This is a genomic window from Pseudomonas sp. ES1, from assembly GCF_050586605.1.
GTDB lineage: Bacteria > Pseudomonadota > Gammaproteobacteria > Pseudomonadales > Pseudomonadaceae > Aquipseudomonas > Aquipseudomonas sichuanensis.
The window spans coordinates 13,344-34,521 of record NZ_JBOBDM010000028.1; the positions used below are offsets into that span (position 1 = coordinate 13,344).

The 21,178-nt window shown below is 64.7% G+C and carries 17 protein-coding genes and 1 pseudogene; 11 read left to right on the plus strand and 7 right to left on the minus strand.

What is annotated here, in order from left to right:
* Window positions 1-89 precede the first annotated feature (89 nt).
* A complete protein-coding gene (locus ACQ4N9_RS13470) occupies window positions 90-713 on the plus strand; it encodes a hypothetical protein (protein ID WP_390967359.1) in 624 nt (207 codons plus the stop codon).
* Between the two features lie 1,091 nt (window positions 714-1,804).
* Here the strand turns inward: ACQ4N9_RS13470 and ACQ4N9_RS13475 are convergent.
* The 7 genes and pseudogenes from ACQ4N9_RS13475 to ACQ4N9_RS13505 all read right to left on the minus strand — a co-directional run.
* Window positions 1,805-1,906, minus strand: a pseudogene (locus ACQ4N9_RS13475) (hypothetical protein); the annotation flags it as partial.
* 463 nt (window positions 1,907-2,369) lie between these two features.
* Window positions 2,370-3,992, minus strand: coding sequence for a BatD family protein (locus ACQ4N9_RS13480; RefSeq protein ID WP_390967360.1), 1,623 nt, complete (start codon window positions 3,990-3,992; stop codon window positions 2,370-2,372).
* Window positions 3,989-5,707: a vWA domain-containing protein gene (locus tag ACQ4N9_RS13485; protein WP_390967361.1), complete on the minus strand. Its 1,719-nt coding sequence runs from the start codon at window positions 5,705-5,707 to the stop codon at window positions 3,989-3,991. The genes ACQ4N9_RS13480 and ACQ4N9_RS13485 overlap by 4 nt, the downstream gene beginning before the upstream one ends.
* A complete protein-coding gene (locus ACQ4N9_RS13490) occupies window positions 5,704-6,780 on the minus strand; it encodes a vWA domain-containing protein (RefSeq protein WP_279847173.1) in 1,077 nt (358 codons plus the stop codon). The genes ACQ4N9_RS13485 and ACQ4N9_RS13490 overlap by 4 nt, the downstream gene beginning before the upstream one ends.
* On the minus strand, window positions 6,773-7,267 hold the full coding sequence (locus tag ACQ4N9_RS13495; RefSeq protein WP_125463290.1) for a DUF4381 domain-containing protein: 495 nt from the start codon (window positions 7,265-7,267) through the stop codon (window positions 6,773-6,775). Before ACQ4N9_RS13495 ends, ACQ4N9_RS13490 begins: the two co-directional genes overlap by 8 nt.
* Window positions 7,264-8,208, minus strand: coding sequence for a DUF58 domain-containing protein (locus ACQ4N9_RS13500; protein ID WP_347149232.1), 945 nt, complete (start codon window positions 8,206-8,208; stop codon window positions 7,264-7,266). Before ACQ4N9_RS13500 ends, ACQ4N9_RS13495 begins: the two co-directional genes overlap by 4 nt.
* A 4-nt stretch (window positions 8,209-8,212) precedes the next feature.
* A complete protein-coding gene (locus tag ACQ4N9_RS13505; protein WP_125857941.1) occupies window positions 8,213-9,172 on the minus strand; it encodes an AAA family ATPase in 960 nt (319 codons plus the stop codon).
* 566 nt (window positions 9,173-9,738) lie between these two features.
* Here ACQ4N9_RS13505 and flhA point away from each other — a divergent pair.
* The 10 genes from flhA to motD all read left to right on the plus strand — a co-directional run bounded on the left by flhA (window position 9,739) and on the right by motD (window position 21,172).
* A complete protein-coding gene (gene flhA, locus ACQ4N9_RS13510) occupies window positions 9,739-11,868 on the plus strand; it encodes a flagellar biosynthesis protein FlhA (RefSeq protein ID WP_110995265.1) in 2,130 nt (709 codons plus the stop codon).
* 11 nt (window positions 11,869-11,879) lie between these two features.
* Window positions 11,880-13,190, plus strand: a complete 1,311-nt coding sequence (gene flhF, locus ACQ4N9_RS13515) for a flagellar biosynthesis protein FlhF (protein ID WP_390967362.1) — start codon at window positions 11,880-11,882, stop codon at window positions 13,188-13,190.
* Between the two features lie 114 nt (window positions 13,191-13,304).
* Entirely contained in the window at window positions 13,305-14,138 is an 834-nt protein-coding gene (fleN, locus tag ACQ4N9_RS13520; RefSeq protein ID WP_008093270.1) for a flagellar synthesis regulator FleN, read from the plus strand.
* The gene (fliA, locus tag ACQ4N9_RS13525; protein ID WP_110995267.1) at window positions 14,135-14,875 is read left to right on the plus strand and encodes an RNA polymerase sigma factor FliA; all 741 of its coding nucleotides are present in this window, start codon (window positions 14,135-14,137) and stop codon (window positions 14,873-14,875) included. The genes fleN and fliA overlap by 4 nt, the downstream gene beginning before the upstream one ends.
* Before the next feature lie 103 nt (window positions 14,876-14,978).
* On the plus strand, window positions 14,979-15,353 hold the full coding sequence (locus ACQ4N9_RS13530) for a chemotaxis response regulator CheY (protein WP_178125875.1): 375 nt from the start codon (window positions 14,979-14,981) through the stop codon (window positions 15,351-15,353).
* 18 nt (window positions 15,354-15,371) lie between these two features.
* The gene (locus ACQ4N9_RS13535) at window positions 15,372-16,160 is read left to right on the plus strand and encodes a protein phosphatase CheZ (RefSeq protein WP_125463293.1); all 789 of its coding nucleotides are present in this window, start codon (window positions 15,372-15,374) and stop codon (window positions 16,158-16,160) included.
* 12 nt (window positions 16,161-16,172) lie between these two features.
* Window positions 16,173-18,401, plus strand: a complete 2,229-nt coding sequence (locus ACQ4N9_RS13540) for a chemotaxis protein CheA (protein ID WP_390967363.1) — start codon at window positions 16,173-16,175, stop codon at window positions 18,399-18,401.
* A 45-nt stretch (window positions 18,402-18,446) separates the two neighbouring features.
* Entirely contained in the window at window positions 18,447-19,571 is a 1,125-nt protein-coding gene (locus ACQ4N9_RS13545) for a protein-glutamate methylesterase/protein-glutamine glutaminase (protein ID WP_125463295.1), read from the plus strand.
* Window positions 19,571-20,311, plus strand: coding sequence for a flagellar motor protein (locus tag ACQ4N9_RS13550; protein WP_390967364.1), 741 nt, complete (start codon window positions 19,571-19,573; stop codon window positions 20,309-20,311). The genes ACQ4N9_RS13545 and ACQ4N9_RS13550 overlap by 1 nt, the downstream gene beginning before the upstream one ends.
* A gap of 3 nt (window positions 20,312-20,314) precedes the next feature.
* A complete protein-coding gene (gene motD, locus ACQ4N9_RS13555; protein WP_125857945.1) occupies window positions 20,315-21,172 on the plus strand; it encodes a flagellar motor protein MotD in 858 nt (285 codons plus the stop codon).
* Window positions 21,173-21,178: the final 6 nt, after the last annotated feature.

Below are 21,178 nucleotides of genomic sequence, written 5' to 3' on the forward strand. Positions count from 1 at the left end.
GGCTGCTGCAGAAGAAATTAAGTTCGCATAATAGGTGGCTGTTTTAGCAAGGGCGCCGATGGGGGGAAGGACATGCGCGGGCAAGGTAGGTGGCGGGCACGCTCAAAAGCATCGAGAGCTTGCGCCAGCTCGAGTTCATCGCGCACCGGCACCTGATCAGCCCGCAGTTCTTCGCCGAGCGCAAGGCGCTGTATGGCCAGCTGAATGCACAGCTGCGCAGCGCGTTGCTTGGCAAGTACCTGAACCTGGGGCAGCACGAGGACCTGCGTCGGGGGCTGGGGATCTCGACCAAGAGCCTGGTGCATCACTGGTCGAAGGCCGGCGCGCCGGGGGCGATCCCTGGGTATGCGACGCACCTGGATGAAGTGGCGAAGATGACCAAGTACCTGAAGTACGGCGGGCATGTGGCGGTGGGGGTGGGGGCGACTTCGTCGTACTTGAAGATCTACGAGGCGTGCCGGGCGGGGGAGACCGAAGAGTGCAAACGGATTCGGTTCACTGAGACAGGTAGCTTTGCTGGAGGGTTGGCCGGAGGAACAGCTGGCGCTTTGGCCGGGCAGTCGGCAATCAAGTACGTTTGCTACTTCGGCCCGTGGGGGCGAGCAGTCTGCGCAATAGCAACAGTTGGGGCAGGTTCTTTTGCAGGCAGTTCGTTCTTGGGGCAAGCCGCTGAGTATGTTGGAGAGACAATTTACGAGACATTCTATGATTGATCTGAGTGATTGGCCGGCAGGTGTGAAAATCGCAGTATTGATTACACCCTTTTTAACTGCGCTCACAGGCATAGTAATCAGTGCGCATATCGCTTCCTCGAGGCACTTTGATTTGATGTGTGAAGCGCTTCAGAGAAGTAAATGTTTGCATGATGAGTTGAGGCGAGGAGGGGGGGTTACATTAAAGCTCCGATTGATGACGGTGGGTGCTATTGCGGGAGTGCTAATCTGGCCAGGGTTATCGATTAGGCGGGGTGATCTGGATTCTGAGGACTATCAAAACTTTCCTGGCTACCTCAAGAGGCGTATAAGAGCCGCTATTGTCTGTGTCTATGTTGCTTTGGCTTGGGCAGCCGTCATTGAACTATTTGTTGAGCTGAAACGGACATAATAGTTGCGGGGTCAATCATCTCGGCTATTAATGGAGGTTGTGGTGATGCGGCCACCGTCGAGGACTTGGCCTTTGCGGTAGATCACGATGCGATAGACCATAGTGATCACCTGCGGCAATGACCTTGAAGCGGTTGCTGGTCATGCGGGCTTTCCTTGTGCGCAGAAAGCGCCGAACGCTAGCAGCTCGATGGGGGTTATTTATAATGCTGAATATGATTGATGTCAGTGGGGGCTCTGTTGTTGTAAAGCTGCTGTTGCTGATAACTCCATTTCTTTTGTTGGTTGTCGGGCTCGTCGTTAATGCCTATATTGCGGGTTCACGCCACTTTCACGTCATGTGTCGTGCCTTTGGGCGCAGCAGTGGCCTGCAGGATGAGCTTGTTCTTTGGGGAACGACGAGGTTGCGGTCTCGAATGTTGATCGTTAGTGCTATGAGCCTTGCTGCGGTTTGGCCATCACATGGGTTCCGCCGCGGATGGTTGGACGCTAACGACTGGCAAGATTTCCCTGAGTATTTGAAATGCTGCATGAAAGTGAGTAGCTATTGTTTATTTATAGGGCTGGGAATGCTTTTTCTCTTGGTGTCATTTGTGAGGGTTGTACCTTGAGAAAGTGATAATTCAGGTAAGGCTTTGATGCCTTGCAGTAGTCTGTGGTTTGAGCTTGGGGTAGCACGAGGACCTGCGTCGGGGGATCTCTTGGCCGAGTAGCCAGTCGAGGAAGCAGGCATGTAATAAGTCGCGTTCCTGGCCATGCAGGCTCTGGCCAAGGTGCCAGTCGTAGGTGTGAAACAGACGCATGGAAGATCCGTTGGATGAGCGGCAGGGGGCATTTGGGTGAGGGCGGTATGGTAACTCATCGGGGAGGGGGCTTGGAGCCAGGTGTGTGGTGCTGAGGTTGGATCGGAGTTTTGGCCGTGATGTGTTCGCCGAAAGAGTTGTAGCGCCTACAAGATCGAGCGCCGCCCGCGCGGCGCATCGCTGGCAAGCCAGCTCCCACATCTGTTTCGGGCCAATTATGCCTGTGAGGGTACCGCTGCCCGCCTTGGCGCATGTCTCAAGTCAGGCGCAGGGCCTTCAGCGCCCACTTCGAGATCGAGTCGGGCCAACAAGGCGTACAGCGATGTAGTCACAGGAGTGACTGGCCCGAAACAAATGTGGGAGCTGGCTTGCCAGCGATGCGCCGCGCGGGCGGCGCTCGATCTCAAGAGGGCTGCAAGACTGTCGCCTGGCACCTCGCCGCCCTCACGCGATAGACCTGCGGCTATTTCGGATACAACGGCGGTAAGCTCCCCGCCTCACCCGCCGGCGCCAGCACCTGCTCGGCCCGGGGAATGTCGCCGATCGCCCGCCACAGTTCATCCCCGTGCCAATACTGGCCACTCTCGCTGTACAACGCCCCATTCAAACCATCCAGCGCATCGGACAACGGCACGAAGCGCGCCGCCATCTCGGCCAGGGTCTCCGGCTGCTGCCGCGCCCAGGCGTCGAGCGCCTGGCGCGTGGCCTGTGGGTCGTTGGCCTGGCAGGCGCGCTTGAGGTCGTCGAGCAGCGTGCGCGGGCTCGGGCCGGTCTGCGCGGCGCGCAGTACCGCCGGCTGCGAGCGGGCGCGCCACCACAGGGTGAAACCGAGCAGGGTGGTCAGGGCCAGGATCAGCGTGGCCAGCTGCCAGGGCCACAACAGGTGACTGGTGTTGCTGTCGCCGACCGGGGTGTCGGCACTCAGCGCCGGGTTGTCCTGCACGCTGAGGGTACGCGCCGGCAGGCTGGTCTGCTGCAGGTGGTCTTCGAGGGTGTTCCACCAGGTCACCTCCAGCGCCGGCAGGGCCAATTCGCCACTGTGGGTGGGCACCAGCGCCTCGCGCTCTTCGCGGTTGGCGACCATGCCGCGCTCGCTGATCTCGTTGCGCAGCAGCGGCTGGTCCGGGTAGCGGCGCAGGCCGACTGCCTCGGTGGCCGGCAGTGGCGGCAGCTGGGTGCTCGACAGCCCGTCGGCGCGCAGGGTGACATTGCGCGTCAGCGAGTCGCCGATCTGGGTGGGCTGGCTGGCCGGGTCGGGGTACCAGTGCTCTTCCAGGGTCAGGTTGCGTGCCGGCAGCCAGGGGCGGTCTTTCGGGTAGTTGGCGGGGATCGGCTTGACGATCAGGCGCAACGGCAGCGAGCTGACCTGCACCTGGCGGCCGACCCGGGGGCTGCCGGCCGCTTGCGTGCCGTTGTCGGCGGCGGTGGCGGTGAACTGCAGCGGTGGGATTTCGAGCTCGCCACTTTGCTGCGGGTAGAGCGCGTAGCGGGTTTCGATCACCCCGTGGCGCACGCCGTTGATGTCTTTTTCATAGGTGCGCGACTCACCCAGTGGGTCGACCTTGGCGTTGTCCAGTTGCAGCGGGCTGAGGCTGCTGTCGTCGTACAGCGCCACCGAATGGTAGATGCGCAAGGTGAGCACGGCCTGGGCCTGCACGTACACCTCGTTGCTGTCCAGGGTGGTCTCGACGAACACCTGGGAGGCGACGTCCGGGCGTTGGCTGTCGGCCTGCTGCACTTGCAGGTCGATGGCCTGGCTGTGGGACTGCCCCAGTTGCAGTTCGGGGATGCGCAGGCTGCCGCTGCGCCGTGGCAGCAGGGTGATGATCCAGCGGGTGCTGGCACGGGTTTCGCCGTCAAGGCTGTGCAGGCTGTTGAGCTGGCGCGTGCCACGCACCTCGAAGTCGGCGTCGAGTGCATGCAGGTCGGGTTTGCCGAACTGGGTGACGTCCTGGCTCTCGAGGGTGAGCTCCAGGGTTTCGCCGGCTTCCAGGCGCGTGCGGTCGACGCTGGCCTGCAGGGTGAGTTCGGCCTGGGCCGCCAGGGCCCACAGCAGGGCAAGGAGAAAGACGCCGAGGCGACTCATCGTGAGGTTTCCTGATGCAATTGCTGTTCATACCAGAATTTGCGCCGCAACAGCTCCGCCGGGTTGTCGGGGATCTCGCGCAGCCATTGTTCCAGGGCCTGGCGCTGTTCGGCGTCGAGGCTGGTGGAGACCGGCCGCTGTGGCGGCTGGGTGACACTGTCATCGTTGCCCCCGGCAGTGCCGGGCGCTGTCTGGCTGGTGTTGCCGTTGGCATTTTCGGCGGACTGCTCTGGCTGGGCCTGCTCATCGGCGCCAGGGGTTCCCTGGGCGCTGGATGAACTGCTGTTGCCTTGGTTGTCGGTGCCGGGTGTGTCCTGGGCATCGGCATTGGCCGGCGGTTCCTCGGCCTTGGCCTCGCGCTGTTGCAGCAGCTGTTGGACCAGGGCCTGGTTATCCAGCGCCGGCTTCAGGTCGGGCTGGCGCTCCAGCGCTTGTTCGTAGGCGTCCAGCGCCGCTTCCAGCTCGCCGGCGCGGGCCAGGGCATTGCCTCGATTGTAGTGGGCGGCGGCGTCGCTGCCTTGGGCAAAGGCGGCGGCGGCGCCAGCGAAGTCGCCGGCCTGGTACAGGGCCATGCCGCGCCATTGCGGGTCCTGGAAGTGGCGTGCGGCCGCCGCCGGTTGCTGACGCTCGAGCAATTGCTGGCCCTGTTGGTCTGGCCGGCGCCACAGGTCGTTGAACTCGAAGGCCTGGCTCGGTTGCGGCAGCGCCAGCAGCAGCGGCAGGCAGAACAGCCAGCCGCGTCGACCGGCGCAGGCGGCCAGCAGCAGCAGGGGCAGCAACAGCCAGTAACCCTGGTCGGCCCAGCTGTCCAGTTGCACGGTCTGGCCGTCGTTGCGCAGCAGGCGCGGGTTGTCGAAAAGGCCCAGGCCGCGCAGGTCGAGGTCGTCGATCCGGGCGTGGCGATAGCGCCCGCCGGTGCCATTGATGAAGCTCTTGAGCGCGGCGCTGTCCAGGCGCGGCATGAGGATGCCGCCCTGGTCGTCCTTGAGGTACTCGCCGTTGGCCTGGCGCACGGGCGCGCCTTCAGTGCTGCCGATGCCCAGCATCAACAGGCTTGGGCCCTGGCGGCCCAGGGCCTTGGTGATGCCGTCGCGCTCCTGTTCGCTCAGGGCCGAGCCGATCAGCAGCAGGCGGCCCTGGCCAAGGCCGCTCTGGGCCAGCAGCGAGAGGCCTTTTTGCACAGCCAGGTCGGCGCGCTGGCCGGGCTGCGGCATGATCGACGGGTCGATCGATTCGAGCAGATTGCGCGTGGTGCCGAGGTCGTCGGACAGCGGTACCAGGGTGTGCGCGGAGCCGGCGTAGACCACCAGCGCGGTCTGGCTGTCACGCCGGTGTTCGAGCAGGTCGAGGATCTTGCGCCGGGCCTGCTCCAGGCGGTTGGGCGCGGTATCTTCGGCGAGCATCTGCGGGGTGAGCTCGAGCAGGATCACCAGCGGGTCGGCGGGGCGCTGGCGGGTTTCTTCAAGGCGCTGCCAGCTTGGCCCGAGCAGGGCCAGCACCACCAGCAGCCAGGCCAGGCCCAGGGCGACCCAGGGCAGTTTGCTGGTGCTGCCGCTGCCGCCACCGAGCAGCACGGCGTGGAACTGCTGGGGCAGGATCAGCTGCCAGCGCCCGGCACGCTTGCGCCGGTGCCAGAGCTTGAACAGCAGCCAGCCGAGCAGGGGCACTACCAGCAGCCAGAGTGGGCGTAGCCATTGCGGCCAGAGTTCGATCATCGCCGCCTCCTCAGGCGCAGGCGTTTGAGGCGCTGGCGCCATTCGGGGTGCGGCTGCAGAAAGCGCGGTTTGCGCAGCAGGCGTTGCAACAGGTTGTCCGGCCACTGCACGGCCACCACCAGCAGCACGCTGAGCAGCAGGGCCAGGGCCAGCGGCCAGGCGTACAGCTCGCTGGCGGTGCGGGCCTGGGTGGGTTGCTGGGCCACCGGTTCCAGCTGGTCGAGGGTGTCGCCGATGGCGTTGAGCTCAGCGCCGTCATGGGCACGGAAGTAGCTACCGTGGGTGATGTCGGCAATCTCCTTGAGCGAGGCTTCGTCCAGGTCCAGGCTCGGGTTCAGCCCGAGCAGGCCGGGGGTGCCGCTGGCCTCGGGGTTGGCGCCGATGCCGATGGTATAGATGCGCACGCCTTCCTGGGCCGCCAGGCGGGCGGCGGTCAGCGGGTGGATCTGCCCACCGTTGTTGGCGCCGTCGGTGATCAGCACCAGCACCCGGCTTTGTGCCGGGCGCTGGCGCAGGCGCTTGACCGCCAGGCCGATGGCGTCGCCGACGGCGGTGTTCTTGCCGGCGATGCCGATCTGCGCTTCGTCGAGGAAGGTGCGCACGGTACGCCGGTCGAAGGTCAGCGGGGCCTGCAGGTAGGCCTGGCTGCCGAACAGGATCAGCCCGACCCGGTCGCCCTGGCGGTCCTGGAGGAAGTCGCCCATCAGGGCCTTGACCAGGTCCAACCGGCTGATTTCCTCGCCTTGCCATTGCATGTCGGGGAAGTCCATGGAACCGGACACATCCACCGCCACCAGCAGGTCGCGGCCGCTGGCCGACACCGGCACCGGGTCGCCCAGCCATTGCGGGCGGGCGGCGGCCAGCAGCAACAGCAACCAGATCAGGATGAACGGCGCCTGTTGACGCCAGGTCGGCAGGTTCAGCCGTGCGCGGCGCCCGGCCAGGCCTTCGAGCTCGTCGAGGAAGCCGACCTTGAGCACAGGCTCGCCACTGTCGGCGGCGGGCAGCACCAGGCGCGCCAGCCAGGGCAGCGGGAACAGCGCCAGGAGCCACGGCCAGGCCAGTTCAAACATGCTTGCGGATCCAGGTTTCGACCGCCTGGGCGAGCCCGGCGATGGCTTTATCGTCGAGCTTGCACTCGGGCTTGTAGGCGCCTTCGACCAGCACCATCCAGCGTGTCAGGCCGGCGGCCGGGCAGCGGTTGTCGAGGAAAGCCAGCCATTGCCGGCCGTTGAGGGTATGGCTGTTGGCACCGGGGTAGTGGTTGCGGCACAGGCGTTTGAGCAGGGCGTTGATCTGCTGCAGCCAGGCGCCGGCCGGCACACCGTCGTAGGGGCGCGGCAGGCGCGCCAGTTCCGCCAGCGCTTCGACGCGCACCGGGTCCAGCGGCAGTTCGGCACGCACCACCTTGCGCTTGCCCGGGCGCCAGCGGCGCAGGCGCCAGGCACCCCAGGCCAGCAACGGCAGCAGGGCCAGCAGCAGCCACCAGCCCGGCGCCGGTGGCCACAGGCCGATCGGCGCCGGGGCGATCAGAGGCTGCAGCTGATCCAACGGGTTCATTGGCGGCTCCCGGAGCGCTGGGCATTCAGGTATTCGCGCAGCTGCTCGATCATTTCGCTCTGGGTGCTCAGTGGCATCAGCACTACCCGCAGTTTTTGCGCCAGCAACTCCCAGCGTTCGATGCGTGCTTCGGCCTGCTGGCGGTAAGCCTGGCGCAGGCTGGCGTCGAGGGTGTCGAGTTCGAGCTGCGCACCGCGCTGGGCGAAGCGCAACAGGCCGGCGGCGGGCAGGGCGTGGTCGAGCGGGTCGCTGACCGGCAACAGCAGCACGTCGCAATGGCGCGAGAGCATTGCCAGGTGTTGCTCGACGCTGGCGCTGAGGGCGCGTTCGTCGCAGATGACGATGGCCAGGCTGCCCGGGCGCAGTACCTCGCGCGCCCGGCGCAGGGCCAGGCCCAGGCTGTCGGCCTGGGGCAGGGCTTCGGTATGCAGGGCCTGGTTGACCTTCGCCAGGCGGTTGAGCAACTGCAGCAGGCTTTGTTTGCTGCGCCGGGGCTTGATCTCCAGGTGCTCGTTGTCGCCGAACACCAGCCCGCCGATACGGTCGTTGTGGCCCAGTGCGGCCCAGCCGAACAGGGCCGCGGCCTGGGCCGCCAGCACCGACTTGAACATCAGCCCCGAGCCGAAGAACAGGCGCTGGCTCTGTTCGACCATGATGAAGATCGGCCGCTCGCGCTCCTCATGGAACAGCTTGGTGTGCGGCTCCTGGGTGCGCGCGGTGACGCGCCAGTCGATGTTGCGCACATCGTCGCCGGCCTGGTAGACCCGCACCTGGTCGAAGTCCACCCCGCGCCCGCGCAGCTTGGAGTGGTGCAGGCCCACCAGCGGGCTGCGTTGTCCGGGCCGCGAGAACAGCTGGATCTCGCGCACGCGGTGGCGCATGTCGATCAGGTCGGCGAGGCCGATGCGGATGCCGGAGTCGGCCAGCGTGCGGGTGGGCATGGGTTCAGGCGACGGCGACGACGTCGAGGATGCGCTGCACCACGCGGTCCTGGTCGACCCCCGCGGCCTCGGCCTCGAACGACAGGATGATGCGGTGGCGCAGCACGTCGAACAGCACCGCCTGGATGTCCTCGGGGCTGACGAAGTCGCGCCCGGCCAGCCAGGCGTGGGCGCGTGCGCAGCGGTCCAGGGCGATCGAGCCGCGCGGGCTGGCGCCATAGGCGATCCAGTCGGCCAGCTCGCTGTCGAACTTGGCCGGGGTGCGCGTGGCCATCACCAGTTGCACCAGGTATTCCTCCACGGCGTCGGCCATGTACAGGCCGAGGATTTCCTTGCGTGCGGCGAAGATGGCCTGCTGGCTGACCCGTCGCTCGGGTTTCACCTCGCCGCCCAGTGCTTCGCCGCGGGCCTGCAGCAGGATGCGCCGCTCGACCGCGGCGTCGGGGAAGCCGATCTTCACGTGCATAAGGAAGCGGTCGAGTTGGGCTTCGGGCAGCGGGTAGGTACCTTCCTGCTCGATCGGGTTCTGCGTGGCCATCACCAGGAACAGCGGCGACAGCTCGTAGGTGCTGCGCCCGACGCTGACCTGGCGCTCGGCCATGGCTTCGAGCAGCGCCGACTGGACCTTGGCCGGGGCGCGGTTGATTTCGTCGGCCAGCACCAGGTTGTGGAAGATCGGCCCCTGCTGGAACACGAAGCTGCCGGTTTCCGGGCGGTAGATTTCGGTGCCGGTGATGTCGGCGGGGAGCAGGTCGGGGGTGAACTGGATGCGATGGAACTCGGCTTCGATGCCCTCGGCGAGCTCTTTGATGGCCTTGGTCTTGGCCAGGCCCGGAGCCCCTTCCACCAGCATGTGGCCGTCGGCCAGCAGCACGATCAGCAGGCGCTCGACCAGTTTTTCCTGGCCGAGGATCTGGGAAGAGAGAAAGGTGCGCAGCGCGTTCAGCGCCTCACGGTGTTCCATCGTCGACGGTTCCTGGGAGTGGGCCTGGGGTGCGCTGGGGCGCGGTTGCCGGGCGGGGGGATACTTTAATCTATCCGGGGGTGCGGGGCCTAATGGGCGGGGGTAAAAATCTTGAAAAGAAAGGGGGGAGGGCGGCCGGGAACTGCGTCAGGGCTGCCGGGTGTTCGCCTTGGTTTTTGGGGTGGGGCACAGATCGAGCGCCGCCCGCGCGGCGCATCGCTGGCAAGCCAGCTCCCACATCTGTTTCGGGCCAATTAATCCTGTGAAGGTACCGCTGCACGCCTTGGCGCATGTCTCAAGTCGGGTGAGGCGCCAGTGGTGCCCACCTCAATACCGCGTCGTACCAACAAGGCGGACAGCGATGAAAACACAGGAGTGACTGGCCCGAAACAGATGTGGGAGCTGGCTTGCCAGCGATGCGCCGCGCGGGCGGCGCTCGATTTCACAGGCGCAAAAGCTCTCAAGGCGAACACTTCACCCTCCTTTCCCCAAAGTTGGAAAGCTTCTTGCAAAGCCAGCGCCAGGCGCCACCCAGGCGTCAAAGTTTTGCTTCAAGAGGACTCGCGGTGGATCGCACTCAGTTAATCAGCAACGCGCGCAACAACCTGGCCGGTCTCGGCAGGGGCAACCTCGGCGTGCCGCTGTTACTGCTGGTGATGTTGGCAATGATGATGTTGCCGATACCGCCGTTCCTGCTCGACGTGTTCTTCACCTTCAACATCGCCCTGTCGATCGTGGTCCTGCTGGTGTGCGTCTACGCCCTGCGCCCGCTCGACTTCGCCGCCTTCCCGACCATCCTGCTGGTGGCCACGCTGTTGCGCCTGGCGCTGAACGTCGCGTCCACCCGGGTGGTCATGCTGCACGGCCAGGAAGGGCATGGCGCCGCGGGCAAGGTGATCCAGGCGTTCGGTGAAGTGGTGATCGGCGGCAACTACGTCGTCGGTGCGGTGGTGTTCGCCATCCTCATGATCATCAACTTCGTGGTGGTGACCAAGGGTGCCGGGCGTATCTCCGAGGTGAGCGCGCGTTTCACCCTTGACGCCATGCCCGGCAAACAGATGGCCATCGACGCCGACCTCAATGCCGGCCTGATCGACCAGGCCCAGGCCAAGGCGCGTCGTAGCGAAGTGGCCCAGGAGGCCGAGTTCTACGGTTCGATGGACGGTGCGAGCAAGTTCGTCCGTGGCGATGCCATCGCCGGCCTGCTGATCCTGTTCATCAACCTCATCGGCGGCATGCTGATCGGCATGCTGCAGCACGGCATGACCTTCAGCGATGCCGGCAAGGTCTACGCGCTGCTGACCATCGGTGACGGTTTGGTGGCGCAATTGCCATCACTGCTGCTGTCCACCGCTGCTGCGATCATGGTGACCCGTGCTTCGGGCTCCGAGGACATGGGCAAGCTGATCAATCGGCAGATGTTCGATTCGCCCAAGGCCCTGGCGGTTTCCGGCGCGCTGATGATCGTCATGGGCCTGGTGCCGGGCATGCCGCACATGGCTTTCCTCAGCCTGGGCGGGGTGGCCGCCGGCGCGGCCTACCTGGTGTGGAAGAAGCAGCAGAAGGCCAAGGCCCTGGCCCTGGAAGAGATTCAGCGCCAGCAGGACCTGCTGCCATCGCCGCAGCGCGCCATGGACACCAAGGAACTGGGCTGGGATGACGTCACCCCCATCGACATGATCGGCCTGGAGGTGGGTTACCGCCTGATTCCGCTGGTCGATCGCAACCAGGGCGGCCAATTGCTGGCGCGGATCAAGGGCGTGCGCAAGAAGCTGTCCCAGGACCTGGGCTTCCTCATGCCCACCGTGCACATTCGCGACAACCTCGACCTGCAGCCCAGTGCCTATCGCCTGACGCTGATGGGGGTGATCCTGGCAGAGGCCGAGATCTACCCGGACCGTGAGTTGGCAATCAACCCTGGCCAGGTGTTCGGCACGCTCAACGGCATCGCCTCGCGCGACCCGGCGTTCGGCCTGGAGGCGGTGTGGATCGATGTGGGCCAGCGCGCCCAGGCGCAGTCGCTGGGCTACACGGTGGTGGATGCCAGTACCGTGGTCGCCACCCACCTCAACCAGATCCTGCAGAAGCACTGCCATGAGCTGATCGGCCATGAAGAGGTCCAGCAGTTGCTGCAGGTGCTGGCCAAGGCGTCGCCGAAACTGGCCGAAGAGCTGGTGCCGGGTGTCATTTCCTTGTCGGGTTTGCTCAAGGTTCTGCAAGCGTTGCTTTCCGAGCAGGTGCCGGTGCGCGACATCCGCAGCATTGCCGAAGCCATCGCCAACAACGCGGTGAAGAGTCAAGATACCGCCGCGCTGGTGGCGGTGGTGCGGGTCGGGTTGTCCCGCGCTATCGTTCAAAGCATTGTCGGCGTTGAGTCCGAGCTGCCTGTGATCACCCTGGAGCCAAGGTTGGAACAGATCTTGCTCAATAGTTTGCAAAGGGCCGGGCAAGGTCAGGAAGACGGTGTTCTTCTTGAACCAAGCATGGCCGAAAAGCTTCAGCGCTCGTTGATCGAGGCGGCCCAGCGTCAGGAAATGCAGGGCCAGCCGGCCATCCTCCTGGTGGCGGGCCCGATTCGCGCCATGCTGTCGCGTTTTGGTCGCCTGGCTGTACCGAATTTGCATGTTTTGGCGTATCAGGAAATACCTGACAACAAGCAAGTCACCATTGTTGCCACCGTGGGCCCCAACGGCTGAGGTAGTGGGTTATGCAAGTTAAGCGTTTTTTCGCCGCCGATATGCGTCAGGCCATGAAGCTGGTTCGTGATGAGCTTGGCTCCGATGCCGCCATCATCGGCAACCGGCGCATCGCTGGCGGTGTCGAGTTGACGGCCGCGCTGGACTACAAGCTGTCCGCCCTGGCCCCACGGGTGCCCAATGCCGAGCTCGAGGACGAGTTGCGCAAGACCCAGTCGCGCATCGTCACCGCCCAGGCTGAAATCAGCGGGCGCAACGAAATCGGCGAGGGCAACCGGCAGTTGTTCGCCGGCCAGTCGCTGACCGCCTCCGAACCGTTGGTCGAGCCGCATGTCGACGCGCCGGCGGCGCCTGCTGCACCGGCTGCCGCGCCGGTCGACCCGCGCCTGTTCGACGCCATGCGCTCAGAGCTCACCGGCCTGCGCGAGCTGCTCGAAGTGCAGCTCGGTTCGCTGGCCTGGAGCCAGCTGCAAGGCAACAAGCCACAGCAGGCCAACCTCTGGCGCCGCCTGCAGCGCCTGGGCTTGTCGGGCGGGCTGGCCCGCGAACTGCTGGAGCTGACCGCCGAAATCGAAGAGCCACGCCACGCCTGGCGCATGGTCCTGGCGCACCTGGCGCGGATGATCGACGTGCCCGAGGTCGAGCCGATCGAGGAGGGCGGGGTGATCGCCATGGTCGGCCCGGCCGGCATGGGCAAGACCACTACCCTGGCGAAACTGGCCGCGCGCTATGTGCTCAAGTACGGCGCGAGCAATATCGCCCTGGTGAGCATGGACAGCTTCCGCATCGGCGCCCAGGAACAGCTGAAAACCCTGGGGCGCATCCTCAACGTGCCGGTTACCTATGTCGACCCGGGCGAGTCCCTGGCCCAGGCGCTCGAGCCGCTGCTGCGCAAGCGCGTGGTGCTGATCGATACCGCCGGCCTGCAGGCCAGCGACCCGGCGCTGCGCATGCAGCTGGAGACGCTGGCCGGGCGTGGCATCGCCTCGAAGAACTATCTGGTACTGGCCACCACCAGCCAGAAACAGGTGCTCACCGCCGCCTACCACAGCTACAAGCGCTGCGGCCTGGCCGGTTGCATCCTGACCAAGCTCGATGAAACTGCCTGCCTCGGTGAAGTGCTGAGCCTGGCCATCGGTCACGAATTGCCGATTGCCTACCTGACCGACGGGCCACGCATTCCGGATGATCTGCAATTGCCGCGCAAACACCAGTTGGTGAGCCGCGCGGTGAGCGTACAGATGCAGGACGAGCCCAGCGAAGAGGCCATGGCCGACATGTTCGCTGATCTCTACCACAACCCCGGCAAGCGGGCGGGGTGAAGGTGAACACTGTGCAAAGTACCTACATCATGGGGTTGCCCGGCCTGGCCGCGGCGCTGAGCATCAAGCCCCTCATGTGGCCTGGGTCCAAGCAAGACAAGGTAAACAACAGACATGGGTAGCATGCATCCCGTACAGGTCATCGCCGTCACTGGTGGCAAAGGTGGCGTCGGCAAGACCAACGTTTCAGTGAACCTGTCCCTGGCGCTGGCTGAACTCGGCCGCCGGGTCATGCTGCTCGACGCCGACCTGGGCCTGGCCAATGTCGACGTGCTGCTGGGCCTGACACCCAAGCGCACCCTGGCCGACGTCATCGAGGGCCGTTGCGAGCTGCGCGACGTGCTGCTGCAGGGCCCGGGCGGGGTACGCATCGTGCCGGCCGCCTCGGGCACCCAGAGCATGGTGCACCTGGCGCCGGCCCAGCACGCCGGCCTGATCCAAGCGTTCAGCGAAATCGGCGACAACCTCGATGTGCTGGTGATCGACACCGCCGCCGGTATCGGCGAGTCGGTGGTCAGCTTCGTGCGAGCGGCGCAAGAGGTGTTGCTGGTGGTCTGCGACGAGCCCACCTCGATCACCGATGCCTACGCCCTGATCAAGCTGCTCAACCGCGACTACGGCATGAATCGTTTCCGCGTGCTGGCCAACATGGCGCAGAGCCCGCAGGAAGGGCGCAACCTGTTCGCCAAATTGACCAAGGTCACGGATCGCTTCCTCGACGTCGCCCTACAATACGTCGGCGCCGTGCCTTACGACGAATGTGTGCGCAAGGCGGTGCAGAAGCAGCGGGCGGTCTACGAGGCCTTCCCACGGTCCAAGTGTGCGTTGGCCTTCAAGGCCATCGCGCAGAAGGTCGACAGCTGGCCGCTGCCAGCCAACCCGCGCGGGCACCTGGAGTTTTTCGTCGAGCGTCTGGTGCAGCCCACCAGCGCGGGGCCAGTGCTATGAGTGCGAGCGGCTTCAAGATGTACAGCAAGGCGTCGAAGGACGCCCAGTACGAGCTGGTCGAGCGCTACGCGCCGCTGGTCAAGCGCATCGCCTACCACCTGCTGGCGCGCCTGCCGGCCAACGTGCAGGTCGAGGACCTGATCCAGGCCGGCATGATCGGTCTGCTGGAGGTCGCCAACAAGTACGACGCCAGCAAGGGCGCCAGCTTCGAGACTTACGCCGGCATCCGCATCCGCGGCGCCATGCTCGACGAGGTGCGCAAGGGCGATTGGGCACCACGTTCGGTGCACCGCAATACGCGCATGGTCAGTGACGCAATGCGCTCGGTTGAAGCAAGAACTGGGCGCGACGCTAAAGATCACGAGGTTGCTGCCGAACTCCAATTGAGTCTCGATGATTACTACGGGATTTTGAACGACACCTTGGGCAGCCGCCTGTTCAGTTTTGACGACCTGTTGCAGGACGGTGAACACGAAGGTTTGCACGAGGACGGGGCCAGCGGCCAGCTGGAGCCATCGCGTGACCTGGAAGACGAGCGCTTCCAGCGCGCCCTGGCCGAGGCGATCGCCAACCTGCCGGAGCGTGAGCGCCTGGTGCTCGCGCTGTACTACGACGAAGAGCTGAACCTCAAGGAAATCGGTGAGGTACTGGGGGTCAGCGAATCACGTGTCAGCCAGTTGCATAGCCAGTGCGCGGCGCGTTTGCGCGGCCGCCTGGGGGAATGGCGGGCACGCTGAGCCCGGGTTCGATGCAGTCGTTTTTTGCTCTACCGAATTGATTGACTGCGCGCTCGGCGCCGAGCGCGTTTAAGACTGCTTGGAGGTCTACTTGAACAAAGACATGAAAATCCTCATCGTTGACGACTTTTCGACGATGCGGCGGATCATCAAGAACCTGTTGCGTGATCTGGGGTTCACCAATACCTCGGAAGCTGACGACGGCAACACCGCGTTGCCGATGCTGGAAAGCGGCCACTTCGATTTCCTGGTGACCGACTGGAACATGCCGGGCATGTCCGGTATCGAACTGCTGCGCAAAGTCCGCGCTGACGAGCGTCTGAAGCACCTGCCGGTGCTGATGGTGACCGCCGAAGCCAAGCGTGAGCAAATCATCGAAGCGGCCCAGGCCGGGGTAAACGGCTATGTGGTCAAGCCTTTCACCGCCCAGGTGCTCAAAGAAAAGATCGAGAAGATCTTCGAACGCGTCAACGGCTGAGTCACCTCAGGGGGCGCCATGGAGTCAACCAACAACTCGCTGGGTGAGTTCGAATCAACCCTGAAAAAACATGCCCAGGAACTGGTCGAGAGCCTCGAGCGCGGTCGGTTCGGCGATGCGGTGCAGCTGATTCATCAGCTCAACCAGACGCGCGACCGGGGCTTGTATCAGGAAGTCGGCAAACTCACCCGTGAACTGCACAGTGCGATCGTCAGTTTCCAGATCGATCCGGCGATGCCGCAGGCCGAGGAGGTCTCGCAGATCACCGATGCCACCGAGCGCCTTTCCTACGTGGTGCGCCTTACCGAAGGCGCGGCCAACCGCACCATGGACCTGGTGGAGGAGAGCACGCCGGTGCTCAACACCCTGGCCAGCGAAGCGCAGGATCTGTCCGCCGATTGGCAGCGCTTCATGCGCCGCGAAGTGGCGGCGCCGGAATTCCGCGAGCTGGTCAAACGTGTCGACAGTTTCCTGACGCACAGTGCCGAAGGTAACCGCAAGGTCGCCGGGCACCTCAACGATATCTTGCTGGCTCAGGACTATCAGGACCTGACCGGCCAGGTGATCAAGCGGGTTACCGCCCTGGTCACCGAAGTAGAAAGCAATCTGCTCAAGCTCGTGCTGATGGCCAGCCAGGTCGACCGCTTCGCCGGTATCGAACATGACCACCAGCAGCTGCGCGCTGAAAAAGATGAAGAAAAACATCCGACTCGGGGTGAAGGTCCGCAGATTCATGCCGATAAGCGTGAAGACGTCGTGTCCGGTCAGGACGATGTCGATGATCTGCTGTCCAGCCTGGGTTTTTAAGGAGCACGTTTAATGAGCTTCGGCGCCGATGAAGAAATCCTCCAGGATTTCCTGGTAGAGGCCGGCGAAATCCTCGAGTTGTTGTCCGAGCAACTGGTCGAGCTGGAAAGCCGGCCCGATGATGCGGACCTGCTCAATGCGATTTTCCGCGGTTTCCACACTGTAAAAGGGGGCGCCGGCTTCCTTCAGCTCAACGAACTGGTGGAGTGCTGCCACATCGCCGAAAACGTGTTCGACATCCTGCGCAAAGGTGAGCGCCGGGTCGACGCGGAACTGATGGACGTGGTGCTCGAAGCGCTCGACACGGTCAACAGCATGTTCGGCCAGGTGCGTGAGCGTACCGATGTCACCCCGGCCACCCCGGAGCTGCTGGCGGCGCTGTCGCGCCTGGCCGAACCGGGTACCGCCCAGGCACCCGCCGCCGTGGTCGAAGCCGAGCCTGTGGTCGAGGCCAGCGCCGAGCCGGACATCACCGACACCGAGTTCGAGCAACTGCTCAATTCGCTCGATGCGGTCAAGGCCGAGGCCGAGCAGCATGAGCAGATGCAAGGCGAGGCGCCGGTCACCGGCGGTGACGAGATCACCGATGCCGAGTTCGAAAACCTGCTCGACCAGTTGCACGGCAAAGGCCAGTTTTCGACCGAAGTGGCGGCCAGCGAAGCGGCAACCGCCGCTCCCGCTGCAGCCAGCGACGAGATTACCGACGACGAGTTCGAGTCGTTGCTCGACCAGTTGCACGGCAAGGGCACCTTCGCCGTCGATGCACTGCAGGGCGCTGCCGCGCCGGCTGCAAGTGCCGCGCCTGCTGCTGCGGGCGATGACATCAGCGAGCATGAATTCGAAGCGCTGCTGGACCAGCTGCATGGCAAGGGCAAGTTCTCTGGCGATGCGGCGGTTGCCGAAGCGCCCGCTGCCGCCGTGGCGGCCGCGCCCAAGGCAGAAGCAAAGCCTGTGGCCAAGCCTGCACCTGCGCCAGCTGCCGCCCCGGCCCCGGCTGCGGCTGCCAAGCCGGCCGCTGCGGCTCCCGCCCGTGCCCCGGCACCGGCTGCCGAGAAGCACGGCGCCAGCGAAGCGGAAACCACGGTGCGGGTCGACACTGCGCGCCTGGACGAGATCATGAACATGGTCGGCGAACTGGTGCTGGTGCGTAACCGCCTGGTGCGCCTGGGCCTGAACAGCGGCGACGAGGCCATGTCCAAGGCCGTGTCCAACCTCGACGTGGTCACCGCCGACCTGCAGACCGCGGTCATGAAGACCCGCATGCAGCCGATCAAGAAGGTCTTCGGTCGCTTCCCGCGCCTGGTTCGTGACCTGGCGCGCCAGCTCAAGAAAGAGATCAACCTGGAGCTGGTCGGTGAAGAGACCGACCTCGACAAGAACCTCGTCGAGGCCCTGGCCGACCCGTTGGTGCACTTGGTGCGCAACGCCGTCGACCATGGTGTCGAGATGCCCGACGAGCGCGAAGCTTCGGGCAAGGCCCGTACCGGCCGTGTGGTGCTGTCGGCGGAACAGGAAGGCGACCACATCCTGTTGTCGATCTCCGACGACGGCAAGGGCATGGACCCGAGCGTGCTGCGTGCCAAGGCCGTCGAAAAGGGCCTGATGGACAAGGACGCCGCCGACCGCCTGAGCGAGTCGGACTGCTACAACCTGATCTTCGCCCCGGGCTTCTCGACCAAGACCGAGATCTCCGACGTGTCCGGCCGCGGTGTCGGCATGGACGTGGTGAAGACCAAGATTTCCCAGCTCAACGGCTCGATCAACATCTTCTCGGCCAAGGGCCAGGGCTCGAAGATCGTCATCAAGGTGCCGCTGACCTTGGCGATCATGCCGACCTTGATGGTGATGCTGGCCAACCAGGCGTTCGCCTTCCCGCTGGTCAACGTCAACGAGATCTTCCACCTCGACCTGTCGCGCACCAACGTGGTCGACGGCCAGGAAGTGGTGATCGTCCGCGACAAGGCACTGCCGCTGTTCTACCTCAAGCGCTGGCTGGTCCAGGACCAGGCGCACGAGGAGCAGCACGAAGGCCACGTGGTGATTCTGTCGGTGGGCACCCAGCGCATCGGCTTCGTGGTCGACCAGCTGGTGGGGCAGGAAGAAGTGGTGATCAAGCCGCTGGGCAAGATGCTGCAGGGTACCCCGGGCATGTCCGGCGCCACCATCACCGGTGACGGCCGTATCGCGTTGATCCTCGACGTTCCGAGCATGCTCAAGCGTTACGCCGCCCGGCGTATTTGATTTCGGTGGCGCGCCCTGGCGGGTGCGCCACCTAATGGAGTGTTTATGGCAGTCAAGGTCCTGGTGGTGGATGATTCCGGTTTCTTCCGCCGCCGTGTCTCGGAAATTCTCTCGGCCGACCCGACGATCCAGGTCGTGGGCACCGCGACCAATGGCAAGGAAGCTATCGACCAGGCGCTGTCGCTCAAGCCCGATGTCATCACCATGGACTACGAAATGCCCATGATGGACGGCATCACTGCGGTGCGGCACATCATGCAGCGCTGCCCGACGCCGGTGTTGATGTTCTCCTCGCTGACCCATGAAGGCGCCCGCGTTACGCTGGATGCGCTGGATGCCGGTGCAGTGGACTACCTGCCGAAGAATTTCGAGGACATTTCGCGCAACCCGCAGAAGGTCCAGCAAATGCTGTGCGAGAAGGTTCACACCCTTGCGCGCAGCAACCGCCGTTTCGGCGCCTATTCCAGCCCGGCGCCGGCCGCAGCGCCTGCACCGGCCAGCAGCCACGCTCCGGCCAGCAGCTTTGCCGGCAGCGCGCCTGCCCGCCCGGCCGCGCCGGTGCGCACCGCCGCGCCTGCGGCTGCGCATTCGCCAGCACCCAAGCGCAAGCCTTACAAGCTGGTGGCCATCGGCACCTCCACCGGCGGCCCGGTCGCCCTGCAGCGTGTGCTCACCCAGTTGCCTGCCAGCTTCCCGGCACCGATCGTGCTGATCCAGCACATGCCGGCGGCCTTTACCAAGGCCTTCGCCGAGCGCCTGGACAAGCTGTGCAAGATCAGCGTCAAGGAAGCCGAGGACGGCGACGTGCTGCGCCCGGGCCTGGCCCTGTTGGCGCCTGGCGGCAAGCAGATGATGGTCGACGGCCGTGGCACGGTGAAAATCCTGCCGGGCGACGAGCGCCTGAACTACAAGCCATGTGTCGACATCACCTTCGGCTCCGCCGCCAAGTCCTATGGCGACAAGGTGCTGTCGGTGGTGCTCACCGGCATGGGCGCCGATGGCCGCGAAGGTGCGCGCCTGCTCAAGCAGGGCGGCAGCACCGTGTGGGCGCAGGATGAGGCCAGTTGCGTGATCTATGGCATGCCCATGGCGATCGTCAAGGCCAACCTCGCCGACGCGGTGTACAGCCTGGACGAAATCGGCAAGCACCTGGTCGAGGCGTGCGTCTGATGGATGTCTTGAGCCTGATCGGCCTGATCCTCGCTTTCGTCGCCATCGTTGGCGGTAACTTCCTCGAGGGTGGGCATGTCGGTGCGTTGCTCAACGGCCCGGCGGCGCTGATCGTGCTGGGCGGCACCCTGGCGGCGGCGTTGCTGCAGTCGCCGCTGTCGTCGTTCAAACGGGCGCTGCAGATCGTCCGCTGGATCTTCTTCCCGCCACGGGTGGACCTGGCCGGCGGTATCGACCGTGTCGTCAACTGGAGCCTGACCGCGCGCAAGGAAGGCCTGCTGGGCCTGGAAGGCGTGGCTGATGCCGAACCCGACCCCTATGCGCGCAAGGGCTTGCAACTGCTGGTCGACGGCGCCGAGCCGGAAGCCATTCGCGGCGTCCTCGAGGTGGACTTCCTGACCCAGGAGGCCCGCGACATCCAGGCGGCCAAGGTGTTCGAGAGCATGGGCGGCTATGCGCCGACCATCGGTATCATCGGTGCGGTGATGGGCTTGATCCACGTGATGGGCAACCTCGCCGACCCTTCGCAACTGGGTAACGGCATTGCCGTGGCGTTCGTCGCCACCATTTACGGTGTTGCCAGTGCCAACCTGATCCTGCTGCCGATCGCCAACAAGCTCAAGGCCGTCACCCTGCGCCAGTCGCGTTACCGCGAGATGCTGCTCGAGGGCCTGCTGTCGATCGCCGAAGGTGAGAACCCGCGTTCGATCGAGCTCAAGCTGCAAGGCTTCATGGAGTAACCCATGGCCCGTCGTCGTCATACCGAGGAACATGAAAACCACGAGCGCTGGCTGGTGTCGTACGCCGACTTCATCACCTTGCTGTTCGCCTTCTTCGTGGTCATGTACTCGATTTCCTCGATCAACGAGGGCAAGTACAAGCAGATCTCGCAGGCGCTGATCGGGGTGTTCAACGACCCCGAGCGCAGCATGAAGCCGATCCCCATCGGTGACGAGCGCCCGCTCACGGTCAAGCCGGCCGAGCCGCTGGTCAAGGACAGCGAGCAGACCGACGCCGGCCTTGCCCAGGCCAGTGTCGATCCGCTCAAGAGCATTGCCGACGATGTGCGCGATGCGTTCGGCGACCTGATCAAGTCCGACCAGATGACCGTGCGCGGCAACGAGCTGTGGATCGAGATCGAGCTCAACTCCTCGCTGCTGTTCGGCAGCGGTGACGCCATGCCCAGCGATGTTGCGTTTTCGATCATCGAAAAGGTGGCGAAGATCCTCAAGCCGTTCGCCAACCCGGTGCACGTCGAAGGCTTTACCGACAACCTGCCGATCCGCACGGCGCAGTACCCGACCAACTGGGAGCTGTCTTCGGCGCGTGCGGCGAGCATCGTTCGCCTGCTGGCGATGGAAGGCGTCAACCCGGCGCGCATGGCCTCGGTGGGCTACGGCGAGTACCAGCCGGTGGCCGGCAACGACACCGCCGAAGGGCGCGCGCGCAACCGTAGGGTGGTGCTGGTGATTTCCCGCAACCTCGAGGTGCGTCGCAGCCTGACCGGTAGCGGCAGTGCCAACGCCACGCCGGATGCGGCCTTGCGCCGGGCTGGCACACAAAGTGCACCAGCCTCGCCAGCATCGGTGGCGGGGCAGTAACTCGTC